This window comes from Burkholderia sp. SIMBA_062, from assembly GCF_046534765.1.
GTDB lineage: Bacteria > Pseudomonadota > Gammaproteobacteria > Burkholderiales > Burkholderiaceae > Burkholderia > Burkholderia ambifaria.
The window spans coordinates 312051-327409 of record NZ_JAWRYD010000003.1 but is presented as its reverse complement, the minus strand read 5'-3'; the positions used below and the strand labels follow the sequence as shown (position 1 = coordinate 327409).

The following is a 15359-nucleotide window of genomic DNA, read 5'->3' as shown; positions in this document are numbered from 1 at the left end:
TTCGTCACCATGGCCGACTTGCGTAACGTGACCGACGCGCCCAAGGGCGTCGTCGGCCCGAAAGCGTTCAACCAGCGCTTCCGCCTGAATCGCTACTACCCGTGTGCCGAACTGGCCGGGGTGCTCGATCACCACTGGATCGTCGAATGGGATCTGCGCGACCAGCCGCCGTACGTGCAGCGCACGCTGCCGTATCCGTGCGTGAATCTGGTGTTCGACCGGCGACGCACGGGGATCTTCGGTGTGGTGTCGGGCGCGTTCGAGACGACGCTGGCCGGGGCGGGGAAGGTGATCGGCCTGCGGTTTCGGCCCGGAGCGTTTCGCGCGTTCCTCGGCAAACCCGTGCATCTGCTGACCGACAAGGTGGTGCCGGTGTCGACGCTGCTCGATTGCGGCGATGCGGAAGCCGAAAACGCCGTGCTCGGCGGCGAGGATGATGCCGCGATGGTGGCGGCGGCCGAGGCGCTGCTGTCGCGCGTGCTGCCGCCGCCGGATCCACAGGTCGAGCGCATTCATGCCATTTTGCAGATCCTGCAGCAGGACCTCGCGCTGACGCAGGTGCGCGATCTGGCCGAGCGTGCGGGGTTGAGCGAGCGCACGCTGCAGCAGCTTTTTGCCAGCCATGTGGGGGTCACGCCGAAGTGGGTGATTTGCCGATACCGGTTGCACGAGGCCGCCGACAAACTCGCGGGCGGCGCGCCGGTCGATCTCGCGGAGCTGGCCCATGCGCTCGGGTATTTCGATCAGGCGCATTTCACGCGCGATTTCCGCAAGCTGGTGGGGAAGGCGCCGGCGGAGTATCGGCGGGAAGATCGACAGCAGTGAGGCGGCGGGTGCGGCTTCGTGACGGGCAACCGAATGTCATTGCCGACCGCACGTCGCGCCGCTGTTCGCCGGTCGTGGATTGTTGGATTGTTGTAGTTCGGGCAATACGATAGTGTGACGAGATGGCCTGCCGTCGAGCCGCGATTGAACCTACGATGTGTCGCGTGGGCGACCGGTGAACTCGAACGGTTGGCGCACTGCCCATCAATTGCATCCTGCCGATCGTGTGGTCGGCCGGTCAGTCAGATAATCAGGAGTCTGTCGTGTTTTACCGGAAATCCATGTTGGGTCGTCGGAATGTCGTGTGCGTTGCCGTCATGGCGATCATGCTGGCGCAAGTCGCGGCGCGTGCAGAGGCCGCCAATGTTGGCGACACGGCGAGCACTGCGTCCGCCGTGTCGCCCGATACGTCGCCCACGAGGCCGATTGTCGGCGACGATCCGGTTGCGATTCGGGACGCCTTGCAGAAGCAGCACATCAAAAGCGCGGCGCCGTCCCTGAGCGATCGCGTCCGCCGCCTGGTTCCCGGCGGGGCCGACCAGCATGGCCGGAACGCCGACCTGGCCGCGGTGGATCTGGATCGTGAAGTGACGTTCCTGGTGCCGGTGTCGTACGGGCTGCTGTATCAGTCGAAGAAGCATGTGTTGAAGGTGAACGTCGACCTGGTCGACAGCGACGGCGAAGGCCGCACAGGCATCCTGCTCAAAAAGAGCATCACCGGCAAGCGCGGGCGCGGGCTCGTGATCGCGGCCGAGGCGAAGGCAAAAGGCTATATCCAGCAGATCGACATCATCGAGCTCGATCCCGGAAAAGGCGGGAAGTCGACCGTTCGCGGGCGTGTGAACCTGTCACCTGCCGCGTATGCGCAAACGCATGGCCAGTTCGCGTTCGCTATTTCCGGGCGGCTGGCCCGGCCGTATCTGATGGAGCACGTCGAACACGCGGAGCCGAGCAACGACGAGCCGACCGACATTACGACGCGGACTTCCCGGTTGTATCTGGATGTTGAATCGATTTCGCTGGTGAGTCCGGCGAGTGGGGCGGTGGTGTTGAAGAAGTTGAGTTTGTCGAAGTAGTGGTATTGCGATCAAGTGCATTTCACGCGCGATATCCGACGCCGTCCTGACTCGTCGCGGTGAGTTGGCGTCGCCGATTGACGCACCGCGGAGTCTAGGAAGACTGCGCGTCCCAACGATGGAGGAAGGCCATTACGTCATCGCGTGATCGAAGAATCCGTTTGTCGGCTCGGTATTCCTCAAACAATTTCTGGTGGCCAACGTACGAACTCGATCCTTGACGACTTCGATACGTCGAGGCCCAATCCAACAGCGCGGCGAATGACGCCGCGTCTCCTCCTCGACGAATACCGCGGTGACGAATATTCTCAACGCATTCCGCTTCGTCGAGGCACAACCAGATCAGCGCGGTGGAGTCATCGCGGATCTCATTGACGAGCGAACCGTAAATACCTTCGATGACCCACCGATCAGCTTTCGCGGCATCTCGCAGTAATTGAACGGCATCGTTGCGCTCCCGAGCAACGCTGTATCCGCCCGGAAGCCAATGAATCGAATCCAGGTCTACACAGGGCGCCGCCAAGCGATTCGCGATTCGTTCGGCGAGCCAGCTTTTTCCGGAGCCCGAATTCCCCACTATCAGTGTTCTATGCAGATCCATACGGGGCTCGTCTTTCTCGTTGGGAGCCAACGGCTGATCTCTTGATCGTCATGTGCCGCAGCTCAATTGATCGGCGACGGCTCGGAGCGCAAGCTCGCCAAGGCGGTTAATCGCATGATCGCAGATGTGCGTACTGATATCGATTAATTCCACTTACGAGCCGGAAAGTTGCGCTCACATGATAGCTTTCGTCGAGAAACCAAGGATTTACAGTGGTGCTCCGCTGCGCGACCGAGCCCCGCGCTTTGCAAAGCGTAGGATGAGATGATGGTGACGCAGTATTCAACAGTTCCGTTTACGCGAGATGCGACCGAGCGTGCAGCCTCCGAAGACGACACTATCCCACCGCGCCGCTCCGGCCCAGCACCGCTGCGCCGAGGCGGGCAGTTGCGGAGCAAACTTGCTGACCGTTCGCAATATGCTAGCGTAATGGGCACGAGCGATATTCCGGAAGGGGCTTCCCCGCGAGTCGAGCACGCTATCATTCTTGCAACCACCGAAGACGCGTGCAAGGCCGTTGCGTCACCTACCTTCCAAGCATTGATAGCGAGAACACGCACCGCTGACCCACCTATCGGGCTATGGCATCGAGGCCGGGCGGAATTGCTGGGGCGTCAGCAATTTTCTGCGTGAGTTCGTACATTCTTTTGAATAGCGCCAAAAATTCGCCTTCATTCGCTCGTGCTGCCTTACTTAACATCGGGGCGATTTCCTTGGCAACCTCTTCAAGACCAGCATGATTCGTTTGTGCAAGTGCCTCGCGGATAAGCGCCCCTGTGTCGTGTGCCTGCTCATACCTCGAAATGCGGTTAGCCTTCTCAATTGACGAGATTTTATCGAGTCCGCAGCTCCGTATTACGGCCTTGCCGTTTTCACTCACTCCCGCATCCGAAACGACAGGCTTGTAAACCCACCCTTCATAAATTTCAATGTGTTTAGAATATTCGTGAATATAAGGGTGCACCCACACATAGGCGGACGACGACGTGGGGTATCGAACGTACTTTCGTCCCGGATTCGAAAGTACAGGCTTTCTTCCCTTGACGTTATTGCAGTCCTTGCATGATAACGCTAAATTTATTGGTAGAAAGGCAAATATTGGGTGACCTGTTTTTTGTCCTTTGTGGATAATATGGTCTATTTCAACCATTCCTCGGTTGGTACTAAGCGGGCGACGGCAATAGCAGCATCGATTGCCTTGAACGCCAAGAAGTGCATCTCTGACCTTATGGCGGAACCACTCGTTTCCAGCGTGACCCCACACAGCTGAGGCCCGTTTCGCCAAAGTCCCCTTTAGCCGAATCTTCTCCGATTTACTTAAAATTAAGCTGGGTAGGCGCTCAAATCCAACGGAGATTCTTTGCATTTTATCGGTACCCTCCCGCCAATGCATTCATCGTTGCAACAACCTCGCGTATTGCATCCGCATTCGGTAACGTCGCAGTCGCAGCATTGAGTCTTTCTAAAATTATTCCGAGCCTTTTATCATCTATTTTTCCTTCGCCAATTAATCTTAATGCATCGTCTAAATCGCGCCGAAATCCAATGCTGCGACTTGACGGAAGCTCAAACACTTCCTGTAATATATCGTCGGCCGACCAGCCATAAGTCGCTCGCGAAAGCACTTTGGCCTCTAACCCTCCATTTTTCTTTCTCTTTACCGCACACACGGTTCCAATATCGGGCTGTACTGACGAAGCGACGAGCGGTGAATGAGTAGCGACCATCACGTGCGCGCCGATTATTCCGTTAAGTGCATTTTTGAGTGTTGGGAGATATTTTTGCTGCCATGCGGGATGCAAACTGTTCTCAGGTTCGTCGACTAAAATGAGGGCGTCGTCTTCCGCTGCGAAGGCTACTAGCAATATCGATGAGAACACCTGCCATTGTCCGGAGCTAAGCATTTCAAATGCCAGTTCTTTGCTATTCGGCATCAGTAGTGCACCTTGTATCCGTATCAGCCTCATCGTGAGAAGAATCCTGAGTGCTGTTCGCTCATTGCTGGAGAAGGTATAGTCGACACCGCCTTGATTCGATAAATTCCAGCCAAATTCTGATGGATTTCTTAATATGTGAACGGATGTCTCGAGGAATTCTGGATTTTGAGCCAGCACCTCCAATTCGTCGGCAAAGGTCCGGTCTCCTGTCGCGAATTGACTCTTCTCGAAAACTCGATTAGAAAAAAAATTTTCTATGTGCTTGCGAAGCTGAACCGTGTTCGAAGGAAGGGGAGGGACGCTCTTCTCCCTCTCGCCAATCCTGAATACCGCGCCACTCGCTTGTGGAAAGAAATCAAATGCTGCGCTGACCGCCGTATCACGTCGCTCATCTTTTTCGAGATTTTTTAGTATTTCGACATACAACTGCCGCTCTGATAGATTTCGGCTGACCATCCCGTTTTCTGATTTCGGCCCACAATATAGGTACTTTGATGAGTCGAACTTAGAGCCATTGCGTGATGCCAATGACCGCTTATTCGGGAATTTGTCGGTGGCCACACCTGAAAGTGCGATTATTTGGGATGGTGGCCAACTAAAGCCATCGTCATGTTTTGGAATGAGTGTGAGCTTGCCAAAGGAGTCTTCTACGGCGCCCAACTCATCGAATAATGACTCCTTTAGCATGCTATTGAAGGTGGTGTTAAAAACGTCTCTCAGAAATCGACTTTTCCCGACGCCATTTTCTCCGACAAGTATGCTAAAGAAATTTTCGCCATCATTATCAGAGTCGGACAGTAAAAACGTACAGTTTTTTTCTCCTCTGCTGATGTATGAGTGTATCCGCATTTTCTTGGTCGCTGGTTAAGGGAATTATCCATTGTTAAAGGCGGGAGACTTCAACTTCGTGGCATCCTTCCAGTATCTTGCTTTATTGCGAGCTCAATTGGCCCGAGGCCGAACGTCGGTTCGTTCATCGCAACAGTGATTTAGTGCACGGTCAGTCTACGAGTGGCAAGCAACCCCTAAGCTCGGCGTAGTCGCGCGCGTCAATTTACGCGAAATGTGGTTGAGCGCGCAGCACGGAGTTTTATTCCGCTGTACAGGCCAAGCACTCGCCGCGCCATGACCTGACCAGTAACGGCCGAACATCCCGTGCGCCACCATGCCGGCGAGGCGTTATCAACGGTCAACAGCCGAAAGCTCAATATCGACAAATCGCAAGCCACCGCTCTTCGTCTTCACAGCATGCACCAGCACCTGCCGGTTTACCATTGGACCAATAACATCGTCTACCTGCTGCGATACGCCTGTCACCTTTTGGTCGCCCGCGTCGGGGACGTGAATCTTTAGCCAATCCTCGTTGAGGTCGACCGCGCGCAAGCTGCCTGCGAGTTCGACAGGCTGTTCATCAACTTCCGGGCGCGGTAGTTCAGCCTTGATGACCCTCCCGATTTTTGAGCGTGCGTTGGAATCGATACGCGGCATTTCGGCTATACCTTCGGAGTGGAATTCCAGACTTTCGAAATCCTTGCCTGACGGAGCCAAATTGCGCACCAGTTTCCGGAATGTATTTCGGTACTCTTCTTCGGGCACAAGAGCGCTCGTTTCCCGCCCGGACTCATCGGTCGAAATCGTGTGGACAACATTGAGAAACTTGCGGGCAATGTCGGCAGCCCCAGGATTCTCCTTTTCGAACAGTTCCAATTGCGTGTTTGTCTTAATGGCCACAGAGAATTGGAAGCTGCCCGGCACCTCCTGCAACAGCCACGGCTCGAAGAGACTAGTGACATCCTTCGTGGGAGGTCCCTTACGATGTGGACGTCCGGTGTTCCATTCAATTACCCGATAGAACATCGCCTGAATCGCTTTGACTCGGTCGACAACAAGGTCGAGCGGCGCAGCGCCCCGCAAGACATCACCGCCACGCACGGCCACATTAACCACGCCAGGCAGGAAACTAACATCATACTTTTGCCTTTCCCGCTCTGTGTATACGGCCTGGACGATTTCCTCTAGCTGATATCGCGCAAATTCTTCGAGTCCGCCAGCGCCCAACTGGCTGTACGCCAACTGACAGGCTCTTTCGAACTGATCGGCTTTGTAGAGCAAGGCCGCAGCGCTAACGGCAGTGATACTACGGGTCTTGATTTTTGAAAATTCAAGTTCGGAAAGAGCCAGAAGCTCCAGTTCAGCAGCGTCTAAGAACGCGCGGCGGGCGCTTTCGACGTCCCCCGAACGCAACAGTTCATGCGCCGATAGTGCGGCTGATTCGCTTTGACGATGATGGGTCAGCCACGTCATGCTGCTGGCTCGACAAGGATGAGCTTGGCGCGAAAACCGACAATCGCCGCGAATGCCGGAAGGCTACTCTTACCGTCCCGGGCCTGTTGTTGCTTCTGCTTCAGCCGATACCGGACTTCTCTTTCCACGCCGTCCGTGCCAGACACCTCTAGCCGGTGCGCCTCTTCAAGATAGTTGTCCGGGTCGCTCCCAAGCGGCATCACATAATAGTCAGCGCCTGTCAGCTTTTCCGAACGAGCGACGCCCACCATGTTCTCCAGTTGCTCCACCGCGGCGAGTGCAACAGCGTAGGCGCCATCGCGCTTTGCGTCTTCGTCATTGAGATACGAGCGCCGAAGGACATTATCACTGGGGGTCCATCGAAGGTCGACGGATTGGGCTTCGCCCCGCGATTCCAGCTGGAACTCCGCAGGTGAAGAGTGATGAGCATCCAGTCTCACTCGTGCCGCATTAGAGCAAGTGTCGAGTTGCGCTGAATCTATTGGATGTCGTTCCGACAACCTCTCAAAAAACAGCTGAAGTTTGTTCCCCACTTATCCCTCGGCTCTCTTGCAAGTGTTTTTGTGCCGTTACTGTATCTCACCTCGAAAGCTAGGTAAATGAGGGTGCGCTTCACCGGTCGGTCTATGTTCGTTGCGTAACGTATTGGAAAGGTCTTGCGAGTTCAAGTCCCCGTCGTTACGACGCTCACACGCTTGCTCACAGCGACGTCGACTGGCAGCGCTCGCACCGAACAGTGCTAGGCAGCGCTCACGGCGCTTGAGAATCAACAAGGGATGTGCCGGGCGAACGTGGTGGCACCGCTGGTTGCGGAGTCGAACGTAGAAAGCGGGCAGCATGCGACACATTCCGGCCCAGACGGCTCCAGTCAGCAGCTTTCTTTTCCAGCGATATCAAGCGCCCGCCCCGCCAAGCTGGCGGGAGGGCGAGCGTCGAGACGCCCGAAGAACTATGTTGCTGACGAAGACCGTCCAAGAAGACAGGCTGCTGTTTGCAAACAAACAGCACTAAATTCGCTAGCAGATGCCGACGCCGGATACATTCGTGTACGCCTTGCCGGTAGTGGCGTCCGCCGGTCAGGAGGTCCCGTATGCGAAATTTTTTGGACCTCCGTAAGAGGTTCGACCTCAGCAAGCGAGCACAACCACCAGCCCCCCTCACTCCACCGTCACCGACTTCGCCAAATTCCTCGGCTTATCAATATCCGTCCCCCGCGCCAACGCAGCGTGATAAGCCAGCAATTGCATCGGCACCGTATGCAGAATCGGCGACAGCGGCCCGTAGTACTCGTTGAGCCGAATCACCTCGATCCCCTCACTCGGCACCAACCCGCAGTCCACATCCGCGAACACAAAAAGCCTGCCATTGCGCGCACTGACTTCATGCATGTTCGACCGAAGCTTCTCGAGCAGCGCATCATTCGGCGCCACCGCAATAACCGGCATTTCATTACTGACCAACGCCAGCGGCCCGTGCTTCAACTCCCCGGCGGGATAAGCCTCCGCGTGGATATACGAAATCTCCTTCATCTTCAGCGCGCCTTCGAGCGCGATCGGATAATGCATCCCGCGTCCGAGAAACAGCATGTTGTCGCGTCGCGCGAGCAGCTCCGACCAGCCCATGATCTGCGGCTCCAGCGCGAGCACCTTCGACATCGCATCGGGCAGATGCCGCAACGCACGCAGATGCGCCTTCTCCTCGTCGTCACTCAACCGCCCGCGCACCTGCGCAAGCGCCAGCGTGAGCAGGAACAACGCGACGAGCTGCGTCGTGAACGCCTTCGTCGACGCCACGCCGATCTCGATCCCCGCACGCGTGACGAACTGCAGCGCGCATTCGCGCATCAGCGCACTCGTCGCGACGTTGCAGATCGCGAGCGTATGCATCATCCCGCGCTGCTTCGCGACATGCACGGCGCCGAGCACGTCGGCCGTCTCGCCGCTCTGCGACACCGCGACGACCAGTGTGCGCGGATTCGGCACGCTGTCGCGATAACGAAACTCGCTCGCGATCTCGACGCTCGCCGGAAGCTTCGCGATGCTCTCGATCCAGTACTTCGCGGTCAGCGCCGCGTGATAACTGCCGCCGCATGCGAGCAGCAACACGGAATCGACGTCGTTGAACACGCGCCACGCGCCGTCGCCGAACAGCTCCGGCATGATCGACGCGACATCGAGCAGCGTATCGGCCACCGCCTGCGGCTGCTCGAAGATTTCCTTCTGCATGTAGTAGCGATACGACCCGAGATCGGCCGCGCCGCTGTGTGCCGCCACCCGCTGCACCGCGCGCTCGACGCGCTGGCCGGCCGCATCGACGATCCAGTAGCGATGGAGCTGGATATCGGCGACGTCGCCGTTCTCCAGATACGCGATGCGATCGGTGATGCCCGACAACGCGATCGCATCCGACGCCAGGAAATTCTCGCCTTCGCCGACACCGACCACGAGCGGCATCCCGTCGCGCGCACCGACGATCCGGTGCGGCTCGTCGCGGCACATCACCGCGATCGCGTAGCTGCCGCGCAGTCGCGCAACCGCGCGGCGCACCGCGTCGAACAGGTCGCCGTCGTACAGGTGATCGATCAGGTGCGCGATCGCCTCGCTGTCGGTCTGGCTCGCGAACACGTAGCCGTGCGCCTGCAGCTCCGCGCGCAGTTGATCGCAGTTCTCGATGATCCCGTTGTGCGACAGCGCGATACGCGCGTTGTCGTCGCTCGGCGAGAAGTGCGGATGCGCGTTGAGCGTGACGGGCGCGCCGTGCGTTGCCCAGCGCGTATGCGCGATGCCGGTATAGCCCGACAGCGCTTGCGCGGCGATCTCGCGCTGAAGGTTGGCGACGCGGTCGACGCTGCGCGCGCGGGCCAGCGCTCGGTCGCGATAGACCACGACGCCGCACGAATCGTAGCCGCGGTATTCGAGCCGCTTCAGCCCGTCGACCAGGTTCGGCAGGATGTCCCGCTGGGCAACCGCCCCGACAATTCCACACATATCGCGCTCCGTAAATGTCCTGTCTGGACCCGTGACAGCGATGGTAGAGGCGAGTCTATGGAATTAAATTTCAAAATACGTCCTAAAGTGAAGCATACAAGCGATCGGTTATCATGCTGAAATTAAATTTCAATCCCTCACCAAAAGGACCCGCCGATGCCCGGCATCACGCTCGACGATCTCGACCTGCGCATTCTCGCGATCCTGCAGGACGACGCATCGGTGTCGAACCTGCAACTGGCCGAGCGTGCGCTGTCGTCGCCGCCGACCTGCATGCGCCGCGTGCGGCGGCTGACGGAAGCGGGCGTGATCCGCCGCCAGGTCGCGGTGCTCGATCCTGTCGCGATCGGCACGGCGGTCACGGCGTTGATCGAGATCAGCCTCGACCGGCAGACGGCCGAAGACTACGACGCGTTCGAAGCCTACGTGTGTGCGGAGCCGGCGGTCACGCAGTGCTACCGCGTGTCGCCGGGGCCGGATTTCGTGGTGGTGGCCGATCTGGCCGACGTCGCCGAATACGACGCGTTCGCGCGGCGGCTGTTTACCGGCGCATCGAACGTGCGCAACGTGCGGACGTTCTTCTCGACGCATCGCGCGAAGTTCGAGGCGAACGCGCGGGTCGCGCATGCGATGCGCAAGCGCGCATAGCGTGAGGTGAACGCGTCATTCGTCTTACGTCAGACCGTTGCGCCCGCATCGGTCAGTTGCAGCGGCTTCCCGTATCCGAAGCAATGCGCGGGCTCCGGAAACACGCGGTGCCGCACGTCATGCGCGTACTGGCGGATCGCGTCGCGCATCACCGCATTCGCATCCGCGTAACGCTTCACGAAGCGCGGCGTGTACGCATCGAACGCGCCGATCATGTCCTCGGTCACGAGCACTTGCCCGTCGCACGCGGGCGATGCGCCGATGCCGATCGTCGGGATCGTCAGCGTTCCGGTCAGGTGGCGCGCGAGCGCCTCGGCAGTGCCTTCGATCACGACGCTGAACGCGCCGGCCCGTTCGGCCGCACACGCGGCGTCGAACACCTGGGCGGCCGAAAGCGGGTCCATCCCCTGCGCGCGAAAGCCGCCCGTCGCGTTGGCCTGCTGCGGCATGAGGCCGACATGCGCCATCACCGGAATGCCGCGCTCGGTCAGGAAGCGGATCGTATCGGTCATCTCGCAGCCGCCTTCGAGCTTCACGGCCTGCGCGCCGGTTTCGGCGAGCAGCCGCGCGGCGGAGCGGTACGCCTGCGCGGGCGATTCCTGGAACGTGGAGAACGGCAGGTCGACGACGACGCACGCCTGCGCGGCGCCGCGCACGACGGCCGCGCCGTGTGCAATCATCATGTCGAGCGTGACGCGCAGCGTATCGGGCATCCCGTACAGCACCATGCCGACGGAGTCGCCGACGATGATCACGTCGGCCACGTCGTCGACGAGTTTTGCCATTGGCGCGGAATACGCGGTCAGCGACACGAGGCTGCCGATCCCTTTGGTTGAGCGGATCGCGGTGACGGTCTTGCGGGTGGTGCGGGTATGAGCGCTCATGAACGGAAGCCGTGTGAAAGAAGAGCCGCCACGGTAGCATCGCGCTCGTTCGTGCAATGACCTTCGGAGGACGTCTTATGTTGCTGACGGGACAACCCGGCGACCCATACGCGGTGCCGCCGATGGCGCGCCTGCCGAGGCCGCTGTACGTGCGCGCCTTCGGGATGCCCGGCAACGTGAGCGTCGATGCGCACAGTCATCCGTGGGCCCAGCTGATGTATGCGATGAGCGGCGTGCTCGAGGTGTCGACACCGTCGGGCCGGCAACTGCTGCCGCCGCACTATGCGATGTGGATTCCGCCGCACGTGCCGCATGCGGTATCGACGCGCGATTGCGTCGCGTTCCACAGCCTGTATCTCGATGCGGCGATCGCACGGAGCGACGTGAACGACGATTGCACGATCCTCTGCATGACGCCGCTGCTGCGCGAGCTGGTGATCGCGACCCGCGAATTGCCGGTGAATTACGACGAGACGGGGCCGGACGGTGCGCTCGTGTGCGTGATCGCGGACCGGATCGCCCGCATGCAGCCCGCGCCGCTCACGGTGCCGCTGCCGCGCGATCCGCGCCTGCTGAAAATCGCGCGCGCATTGCATGCGGCGCCGGGCGATACGCGCAGTCTCGACGAATGGGGCCATCAGGTCGGCGCGACGCGGCGCACGCTGTCGCGGCTGTTCCGGCAGGACACGGGGCTGTCGTTCACCGAATGGCGGCAGGCCGTGCGGCTGCTCGCGTCGCTGCCGCTACTCGACGCGGGCGAGCCGATCGGCACGGTGGCCGCGCGACTGGGTTACGACTCGACATCGTCGTTCATCGCGCTGTTCCAGGCGAAATTCCGCGTGACGCCCGGCGCGTATGCGAAGCGTGAAGCGCGTCGGCCCGTGTTGAGCGCGTGACGCGCGGCATGCGTCAGAACGCGAGCGTCTGCTGCCCCGGATGCCGCTCGCCGCGCGCGAACCCGGCGCCTTCGAGCGACAACAACGCGCGTTTCCGTTCAATCCCGCCCGCATAACCGGTCAGGCTGCCCGATGCGCCGATCACGCGATGGCACGGCACCATGATCGACACCGGGTTGCGGCCGACCGCGCCGCCGACGGCGCGCGCGGCACTCATCGGCAGCCCGACGCGGTCGGTGATGTCGCCGTACGACACGAGCTCGCCGAACGGAATCGCGAGCAACTCCTTCCACACGCTGCGCTGAAACGCGGTGCCGCGCAGATGAATCGGCACCGAGAAGGTTTCGCGCGTGCCGGTGAAATATTCGGCGACTTCTTCGGCAACCTTGCGCACGAGCGGCGACGCATTGCGCGGGTGCACATCCGGCGCGATTGCCAGCGACGGATAGTATTTCTGGCCGACGAAGAACAGGCCCGTCAGCGCATCGTCCTCGATACGAATGGCGATGTCGCCCAGCGGGCTCGGAATCAGATGAGCGGGAATCATCGCGAAGCTTCTCCTATGACTGTCCGGCCGGCGGCATCATGAACAGGCGCTCATCCCACACGACGGGTTGCGGCTCGTTCACGACGATTCGCGTCGCGTCGGGATGTGCGGGATTCACCAGCACGTTGGACTCCGCTCGGACGACAACGGAAGGCACGACCAGGAGCGCGGTGCGGGATTCGGTCAGCCATGCGTCACCGAACCGACGCGCCTCCTGCAGCGCAGCCCCATTCCATCCTGCCGGCAAGGTTTCGGCCGTATGACGTTCAACGGGAACATCGTCGGGAACCGTTGCTTCGACCCATCCGTGCGTCTTTGGCACCTTGCCGATGCGCGCGTGCACGAGCACCTCGAGCATCGCGCCCGCGAAGGTCGATGCCGCATAGATGACCGGGCGGCCCGGACTATTGAAGCGGCCGCCGACCAGCATCGCGCCGGTACCGCTCCAGATCGCGTGTCGCGTGTCGGCAATGCGGAACAGCTTCATGCCGGCAGCCCATAGAACAGTTTCCAGAGCAGCTCTTCGACCCGGCGCGCACCGAGCTCGGTCAGCGCGACATCGAGCGGCGCGCGCCCCTCGAGTTCCGGATGCGGCGTCGACAGGAATTCCCGCGCGTCCTCTTCGTCATTCCAGACGTAGGTGGTCGTCGCAACGATCCGGGCCAGGCGCTCGGTCTTCTCCGATTCGTCTTGCGTCAATCGATCGCGGCGGCGCTTATAGGTCGCCTCGGGAATGATGCGGGCGAGTAGCGCACGCCGGGCGTCGGCACCTTGCGTTGCATGTTCGACGCCGGCGCGCAGCGCAGACTTCGGCAGGCCGTCGCGCACCAGCGCCTCGAGCTCGGCCAGCGTATGCGGGACGGGTTGCAGATCCATGACGGCGGCCACCGCTTCAGGGGTAACGAGTGACATGGCGACTCCCGATAAGGTATCAAATGATACTCGATTATAGGCCATGTGATACCGCATGCACTATGCGCATGCGACGACTGTAAACCATCGCCGCCGCCGATTCTGGCGGGAATCGAACTGGGTATCGGCGCGCGGATTTGCATCCATGGCCCCGTTTTGCCCCGGGAAAATTCCGGAAAAACGGTTAATGCCAATCTGCGAAACAGTCATCTCTTTTTGCGCGGCCAATTTCGAGATGACTCATCGAAATCCCCGACTGACACGGCACCGGCCCACGCCCTATTCTTTGAAAAACGTTTTCCACGACTCCACGGCAATCGGCCGCGCCACGCAAGCGCGCGGCCACTGCCCATCCCGGCGCCCGTCGCCGGTCACGGACAGGCAACAATCTGCGGCGCGACGGGCGCGGCCGCGCATCGGAGACACTCATGCAATCTGCCGTCGTCGGCGCGGTGCGCGCCGCCGCCAGCCGCTACCGCTGGACCGTCTGTGCGCTGCTGTTCTTCGCGACCGTCATCAACTACATGGATCGCCAGATCCTCGGCCTGCTCGCGCCGATGCTCCAGCACGACATCGGCTGGAGCCAGGTGCAGTACGGCCGCATCGTGATGGCGTTTTCCGCGTTCTATGCGATCGGCTTGCTTTGCTTCGGGCGCATCGTCGACTGGCTCGGCACGCGCATCTCGTATGCGGTCGCGATGCTGGTGTGGAGCATCGCGGCGATGCTGCACGCGATGGTCGGCTCGGTGATGGGCTTCGCGGCCGTGCGCGCGTTGCTCGGGATCGGCGAGGGCGGCAACTTCCCGGCCGCGATCAAGACCACGGCCGAATGGTTTCCGCGCCGCGAACGCGCGCTCGCAACCGGGATCTTCAACTCGGGCGCGAACATCGGCGCGGTGTTCGCGCCTGCGATCATCCCGGCGATCGCGGTGGCCTACGGGTGGCGCGCGGCGTTCGTGATCGTCGGCGCGATCGGCATCGTGTGGCTCGCGGTGTGGCTGGTGCTCTATCGCACGGCCGACACGCGCGCGCTCGCCGACGCCTACGACGAGCCGCGCGACGAAGCCGAAGCGCTCGACGCGGCGAACGTGAACGCCGGCGCGCCGCGCTGGGGCGAACTGATCCGCAAGCGCGAGACGTGGGCGTTCCTGATCGGCAAGTTCCTGACCGACCCGGTGTGGTGGTTCTATCTGTTCTGGCTGCCGAAGTGGCTCAACGAGTCGCGCGGGATGGACATGCAGCATATCGGCCTGCCGCTCGTATGCATCTATGCGCTGACGACGGTCGGCAGCATCGGCGGCGGCTGGCTGTCGTCGGCCCTGCTGCGCGCGGGCTGGAGCGTGAACGGCGCGCGCAAGACGGCGATGCTGATCTGTGCATGCTGCGTGCTGCCGATCGCGTTCGTGTCGCAGGTGCAGAGCCTGTGGATCGCGGTGCTGATCGTCGGCCTCGCCGCGGCCGCGCACCAGGGCTGGTCGGCGAACCTGTTCACGACGGCGTCCGATTTGTTCCCGCGCCGTGCGGTCGCGTCGGTGGTCGGCATCGGCGGGATGGCCGGCTCGATCGGCGGCGTGCTGTTCTCGGAAGTGATCGGCCAGGTGCTGCAACGCACGGGCCACTACTGGGTGCTGTTCGCGATCGGCGCGCTGGCCTATCTGCTCGCGCTGGCGATCATGCACGTGCTCACGCCGAAGATGAAGCCCGCGAAGCTCGACGCGTGATTGTGTTGTGTTGGCAAACGA

15 protein-coding genes are annotated in these 15359 nt (G+C 60.8%); 5 read left to right on the top strand and 10 right to left on the bottom strand.

Annotated features, from left to right (window positions below):
- The first annotated feature begins 9 nt into the window (after positions 1–9).
- A complete protein-coding gene (locus tag SB786_RS04865; RefSeq protein WP_410726436.1) occupies positions 10–825 on the top strand; it encodes a DUF6597 domain-containing transcriptional factor in 816 nt (271 codons plus the stop codon).
- Positions 826–1088: 263 nt separating this feature from the next.
- Complete coding sequence (locus SB786_RS04860) at positions 1089–1901, top strand: hypothetical protein (protein ID WP_410726435.1); 813 nt, start codon at positions 1089–1091, stop codon at positions 1899–1901.
- 94 nt (positions 1902–1995) lie between these two features.
- Here the strand turns inward: SB786_RS04860 and SB786_RS04855 are convergent, their stop codons facing one another.
- From SB786_RS04855 to glmS, 6 genes are all read right to left on the bottom strand, one after another.
- Entirely contained in the window at positions 1996–2502 is a 507-nt protein-coding gene (locus SB786_RS04855) for an adenylate kinase (RefSeq protein WP_410726434.1), read from the bottom strand.
- A 571-nt stretch (positions 2503–3073) separates the two neighbouring features.
- Positions 3074–3868 (bottom strand): HNH endonuclease, encoded by a 795-nt coding sequence (locus SB786_RS04850; RefSeq protein ID WP_410726433.1) that lies wholly within the window; start codon positions 3866–3868, stop codon positions 3074–3076.
- Position 3869: 1 nt separating this feature from the next.
- Positions 3870–5126 carry an AAA family ATPase gene (locus tag SB786_RS04845; protein ID WP_410726432.1) on the bottom strand — a complete coding sequence of 419 codons (1257 nt, stop codon included), beginning with the start codon at positions 5124–5126 and terminating at the stop codon, positions 3870–3872.
- A gap of 495 nt (positions 5127–5621) precedes the next feature.
- On the bottom strand, positions 5622–6743 hold the full coding sequence (locus SB786_RS04840) for a hypothetical protein (RefSeq protein ID WP_410726431.1): 1122 nt from the start codon (positions 6741–6743) through the stop codon (positions 5622–5624).
- Positions 6740–7276 carry a hypothetical protein gene (locus tag SB786_RS04835; RefSeq protein WP_410726430.1) on the bottom strand — a complete coding sequence of 179 codons (537 nt, stop codon included), beginning with the start codon at positions 7274–7276 and terminating at the stop codon, positions 6740–6742. The genes SB786_RS04840 and SB786_RS04835 overlap by 4 nt, the downstream gene beginning before the upstream one ends.
- Before the next feature lie 624 nt (positions 7277–7900).
- A complete protein-coding gene (glmS, locus tag SB786_RS04830) occupies positions 7901–9730 on the bottom strand; it encodes a glutamine--fructose-6-phosphate transaminase (isomerizing) (protein ID WP_410726429.1) in 1830 nt (609 codons plus the stop codon).
- A 156-nt stretch (positions 9731–9886) separates the two neighbouring features.
- Between glmS and SB786_RS04825 the strand changes: the two genes are divergently transcribed.
- The gene (locus SB786_RS04825) at positions 9887–10378 is read left to right on the top strand and encodes an Lrp/AsnC family transcriptional regulator (RefSeq protein WP_410726428.1); all 492 of its coding nucleotides are present in this window, start codon (positions 9887–9889) and stop codon (positions 10376–10378) included.
- 29 nt (positions 10379–10407) lie between these two features.
- Here the strand turns inward: SB786_RS04825 and panB are convergent, their stop codons facing one another.
- Entirely contained in the window at positions 10408–11262 is an 855-nt protein-coding gene (gene panB / locus SB786_RS04820) for a 3-methyl-2-oxobutanoate hydroxymethyltransferase (RefSeq protein ID WP_410726427.1), read from the bottom strand.
- A 77-nt stretch (positions 11263–11339) separates the two neighbouring features.
- Here panB and SB786_RS04815 point away from each other — a divergent pair, with 77 nt between their 5' ends.
- Positions 11340–12158, top strand: a complete 819-nt coding sequence (locus SB786_RS04815; RefSeq protein WP_410726426.1) for an AraC family transcriptional regulator — start codon at positions 11340–11342, stop codon at positions 12156–12158.
- 13 nt (positions 12159–12171) lie between these two features.
- Here the strand turns inward: SB786_RS04815 and SB786_RS04810 are convergent, their stop codons facing one another.
- Genes SB786_RS04810 through SB786_RS04800 form a run of 3 tightly spaced genes read right to left on the bottom strand, consistent with a single transcriptional unit; the run spans position 12172 to position 13617 of the window.
- Positions 12172–12705, bottom strand: coding sequence for a methylated-DNA--[protein]-cysteine S-methyltransferase (locus SB786_RS04810; protein ID WP_410726425.1), 534 nt, complete (start codon positions 12703–12705; stop codon positions 12172–12174).
- A 13-nt stretch (positions 12706–12718) separates the two neighbouring features.
- Positions 12719–13192, bottom strand: a complete 474-nt coding sequence (locus tag SB786_RS04805) for an RES family NAD+ phosphorylase (protein ID WP_410726424.1) — start codon at positions 13190–13192, stop codon at positions 12719–12721.
- Complete coding sequence (locus tag SB786_RS04800) at positions 13189–13617, bottom strand: antitoxin Xre/MbcA/ParS toxin-binding domain-containing protein (RefSeq protein ID WP_165752433.1); 429 nt, start codon at positions 13615–13617, stop codon at positions 13189–13191. Before SB786_RS04800 ends, SB786_RS04805 begins: the two co-directional genes overlap by 4 nt.
- 428 nt (positions 13618–14045) lie before the next feature.
- On the opposite strand from SB786_RS04800, the gene SB786_RS04795 reads away from it, so the two are divergent.
- Positions 14046–15338 carry an MFS transporter gene (locus tag SB786_RS04795; protein ID WP_410726423.1) on the top strand — a complete coding sequence of 431 codons (1293 nt, stop codon included), beginning with the start codon at positions 14046–14048 and terminating at the stop codon, positions 15336–15338.
- Positions 15339–15359: the final 21 nt, after the last annotated feature.

What these genes read in the sequence shown, in the direction of transcription:
- SB786_RS04865 (WP_410726436.1), top strand. Translation starts at nt 10, where the DNA reads ATGGCCGACTTGCGTAACGTGACCGACGCGCCCAAGGGCGTCGTCGGC.
- SB786_RS04855 (WP_410726434.1), bottom strand. Translation starts at nt 2,502, where the DNA reads ATGGATCTGCATAGAACACTGATAGTGGGGAATTCGGGCTCCGGAAAA.
- SB786_RS04850 (WP_410726433.1), bottom strand. Translation starts at nt 3,868, where the DNA reads ATGCAAAGAATCTCCGTTGGATTTGAGCGCCTACCCAGCTTAATTTTA.
- SB786_RS04845 (WP_410726432.1), bottom strand. Translation starts at nt 5,126, where the DNA reads ATGCTAAAGGAGTCATTATTCGATGAGTTGGGCGCCGTAGAAGACTCC.
- SB786_RS04840 (WP_410726431.1), bottom strand. Translation starts at nt 6,743, where the DNA reads ATGACGTGGCTGACCCATCATCGTCAAAGCGAATCAGCCGCACTATCG.
- glmS (WP_410726429.1), bottom strand. Translation starts at nt 9,730, where the DNA reads ATGTGTGGAATTGTCGGGGCGGTTGCCCAGCGGGACATCCTGCCGAAC.
- SB786_RS04825 (WP_410726428.1), top strand. Translation starts at nt 9,887, where the DNA reads ATGCCCGGCATCACGCTCGACGATCTCGACCTGCGCATTCTCGCGATC.
- panB (WP_410726427.1), bottom strand. Translation starts at nt 11,262, where the DNA reads ATGAGCGCTCATACCCGCACCACCCGCAAGACCGTCACCGCGATCCGC.
- SB786_RS04815 (WP_410726426.1), top strand. Translation starts at nt 11,340, where the DNA reads ATGTTGCTGACGGGACAACCCGGCGACCCATACGCGGTGCCGCCGATG.
- SB786_RS04810 (WP_410726425.1), bottom strand. Translation starts at nt 12,705, where the DNA reads ATGATTCCCGCTCATCTGATTCCGAGCCCGCTGGGCGACATCGCCATT.
- SB786_RS04805 (WP_410726424.1), bottom strand. Translation starts at nt 13,192, where the DNA reads ATGAAGCTGTTCCGCATTGCCGACACGCGACACGCGATCTGGAGCGGT.
- SB786_RS04800 (WP_165752433.1), bottom strand. Translation starts at nt 13,617, where the DNA reads ATGTCACTCGTTACCCCTGAAGCGGTGGCCGCCGTCATGGATCTGCAA.
- SB786_RS04795 (WP_410726423.1), top strand. Translation starts at nt 14,046, where the DNA reads ATGCAATCTGCCGTCGTCGGCGCGGTGCGCGCCGCCGCCAGCCGCTAC.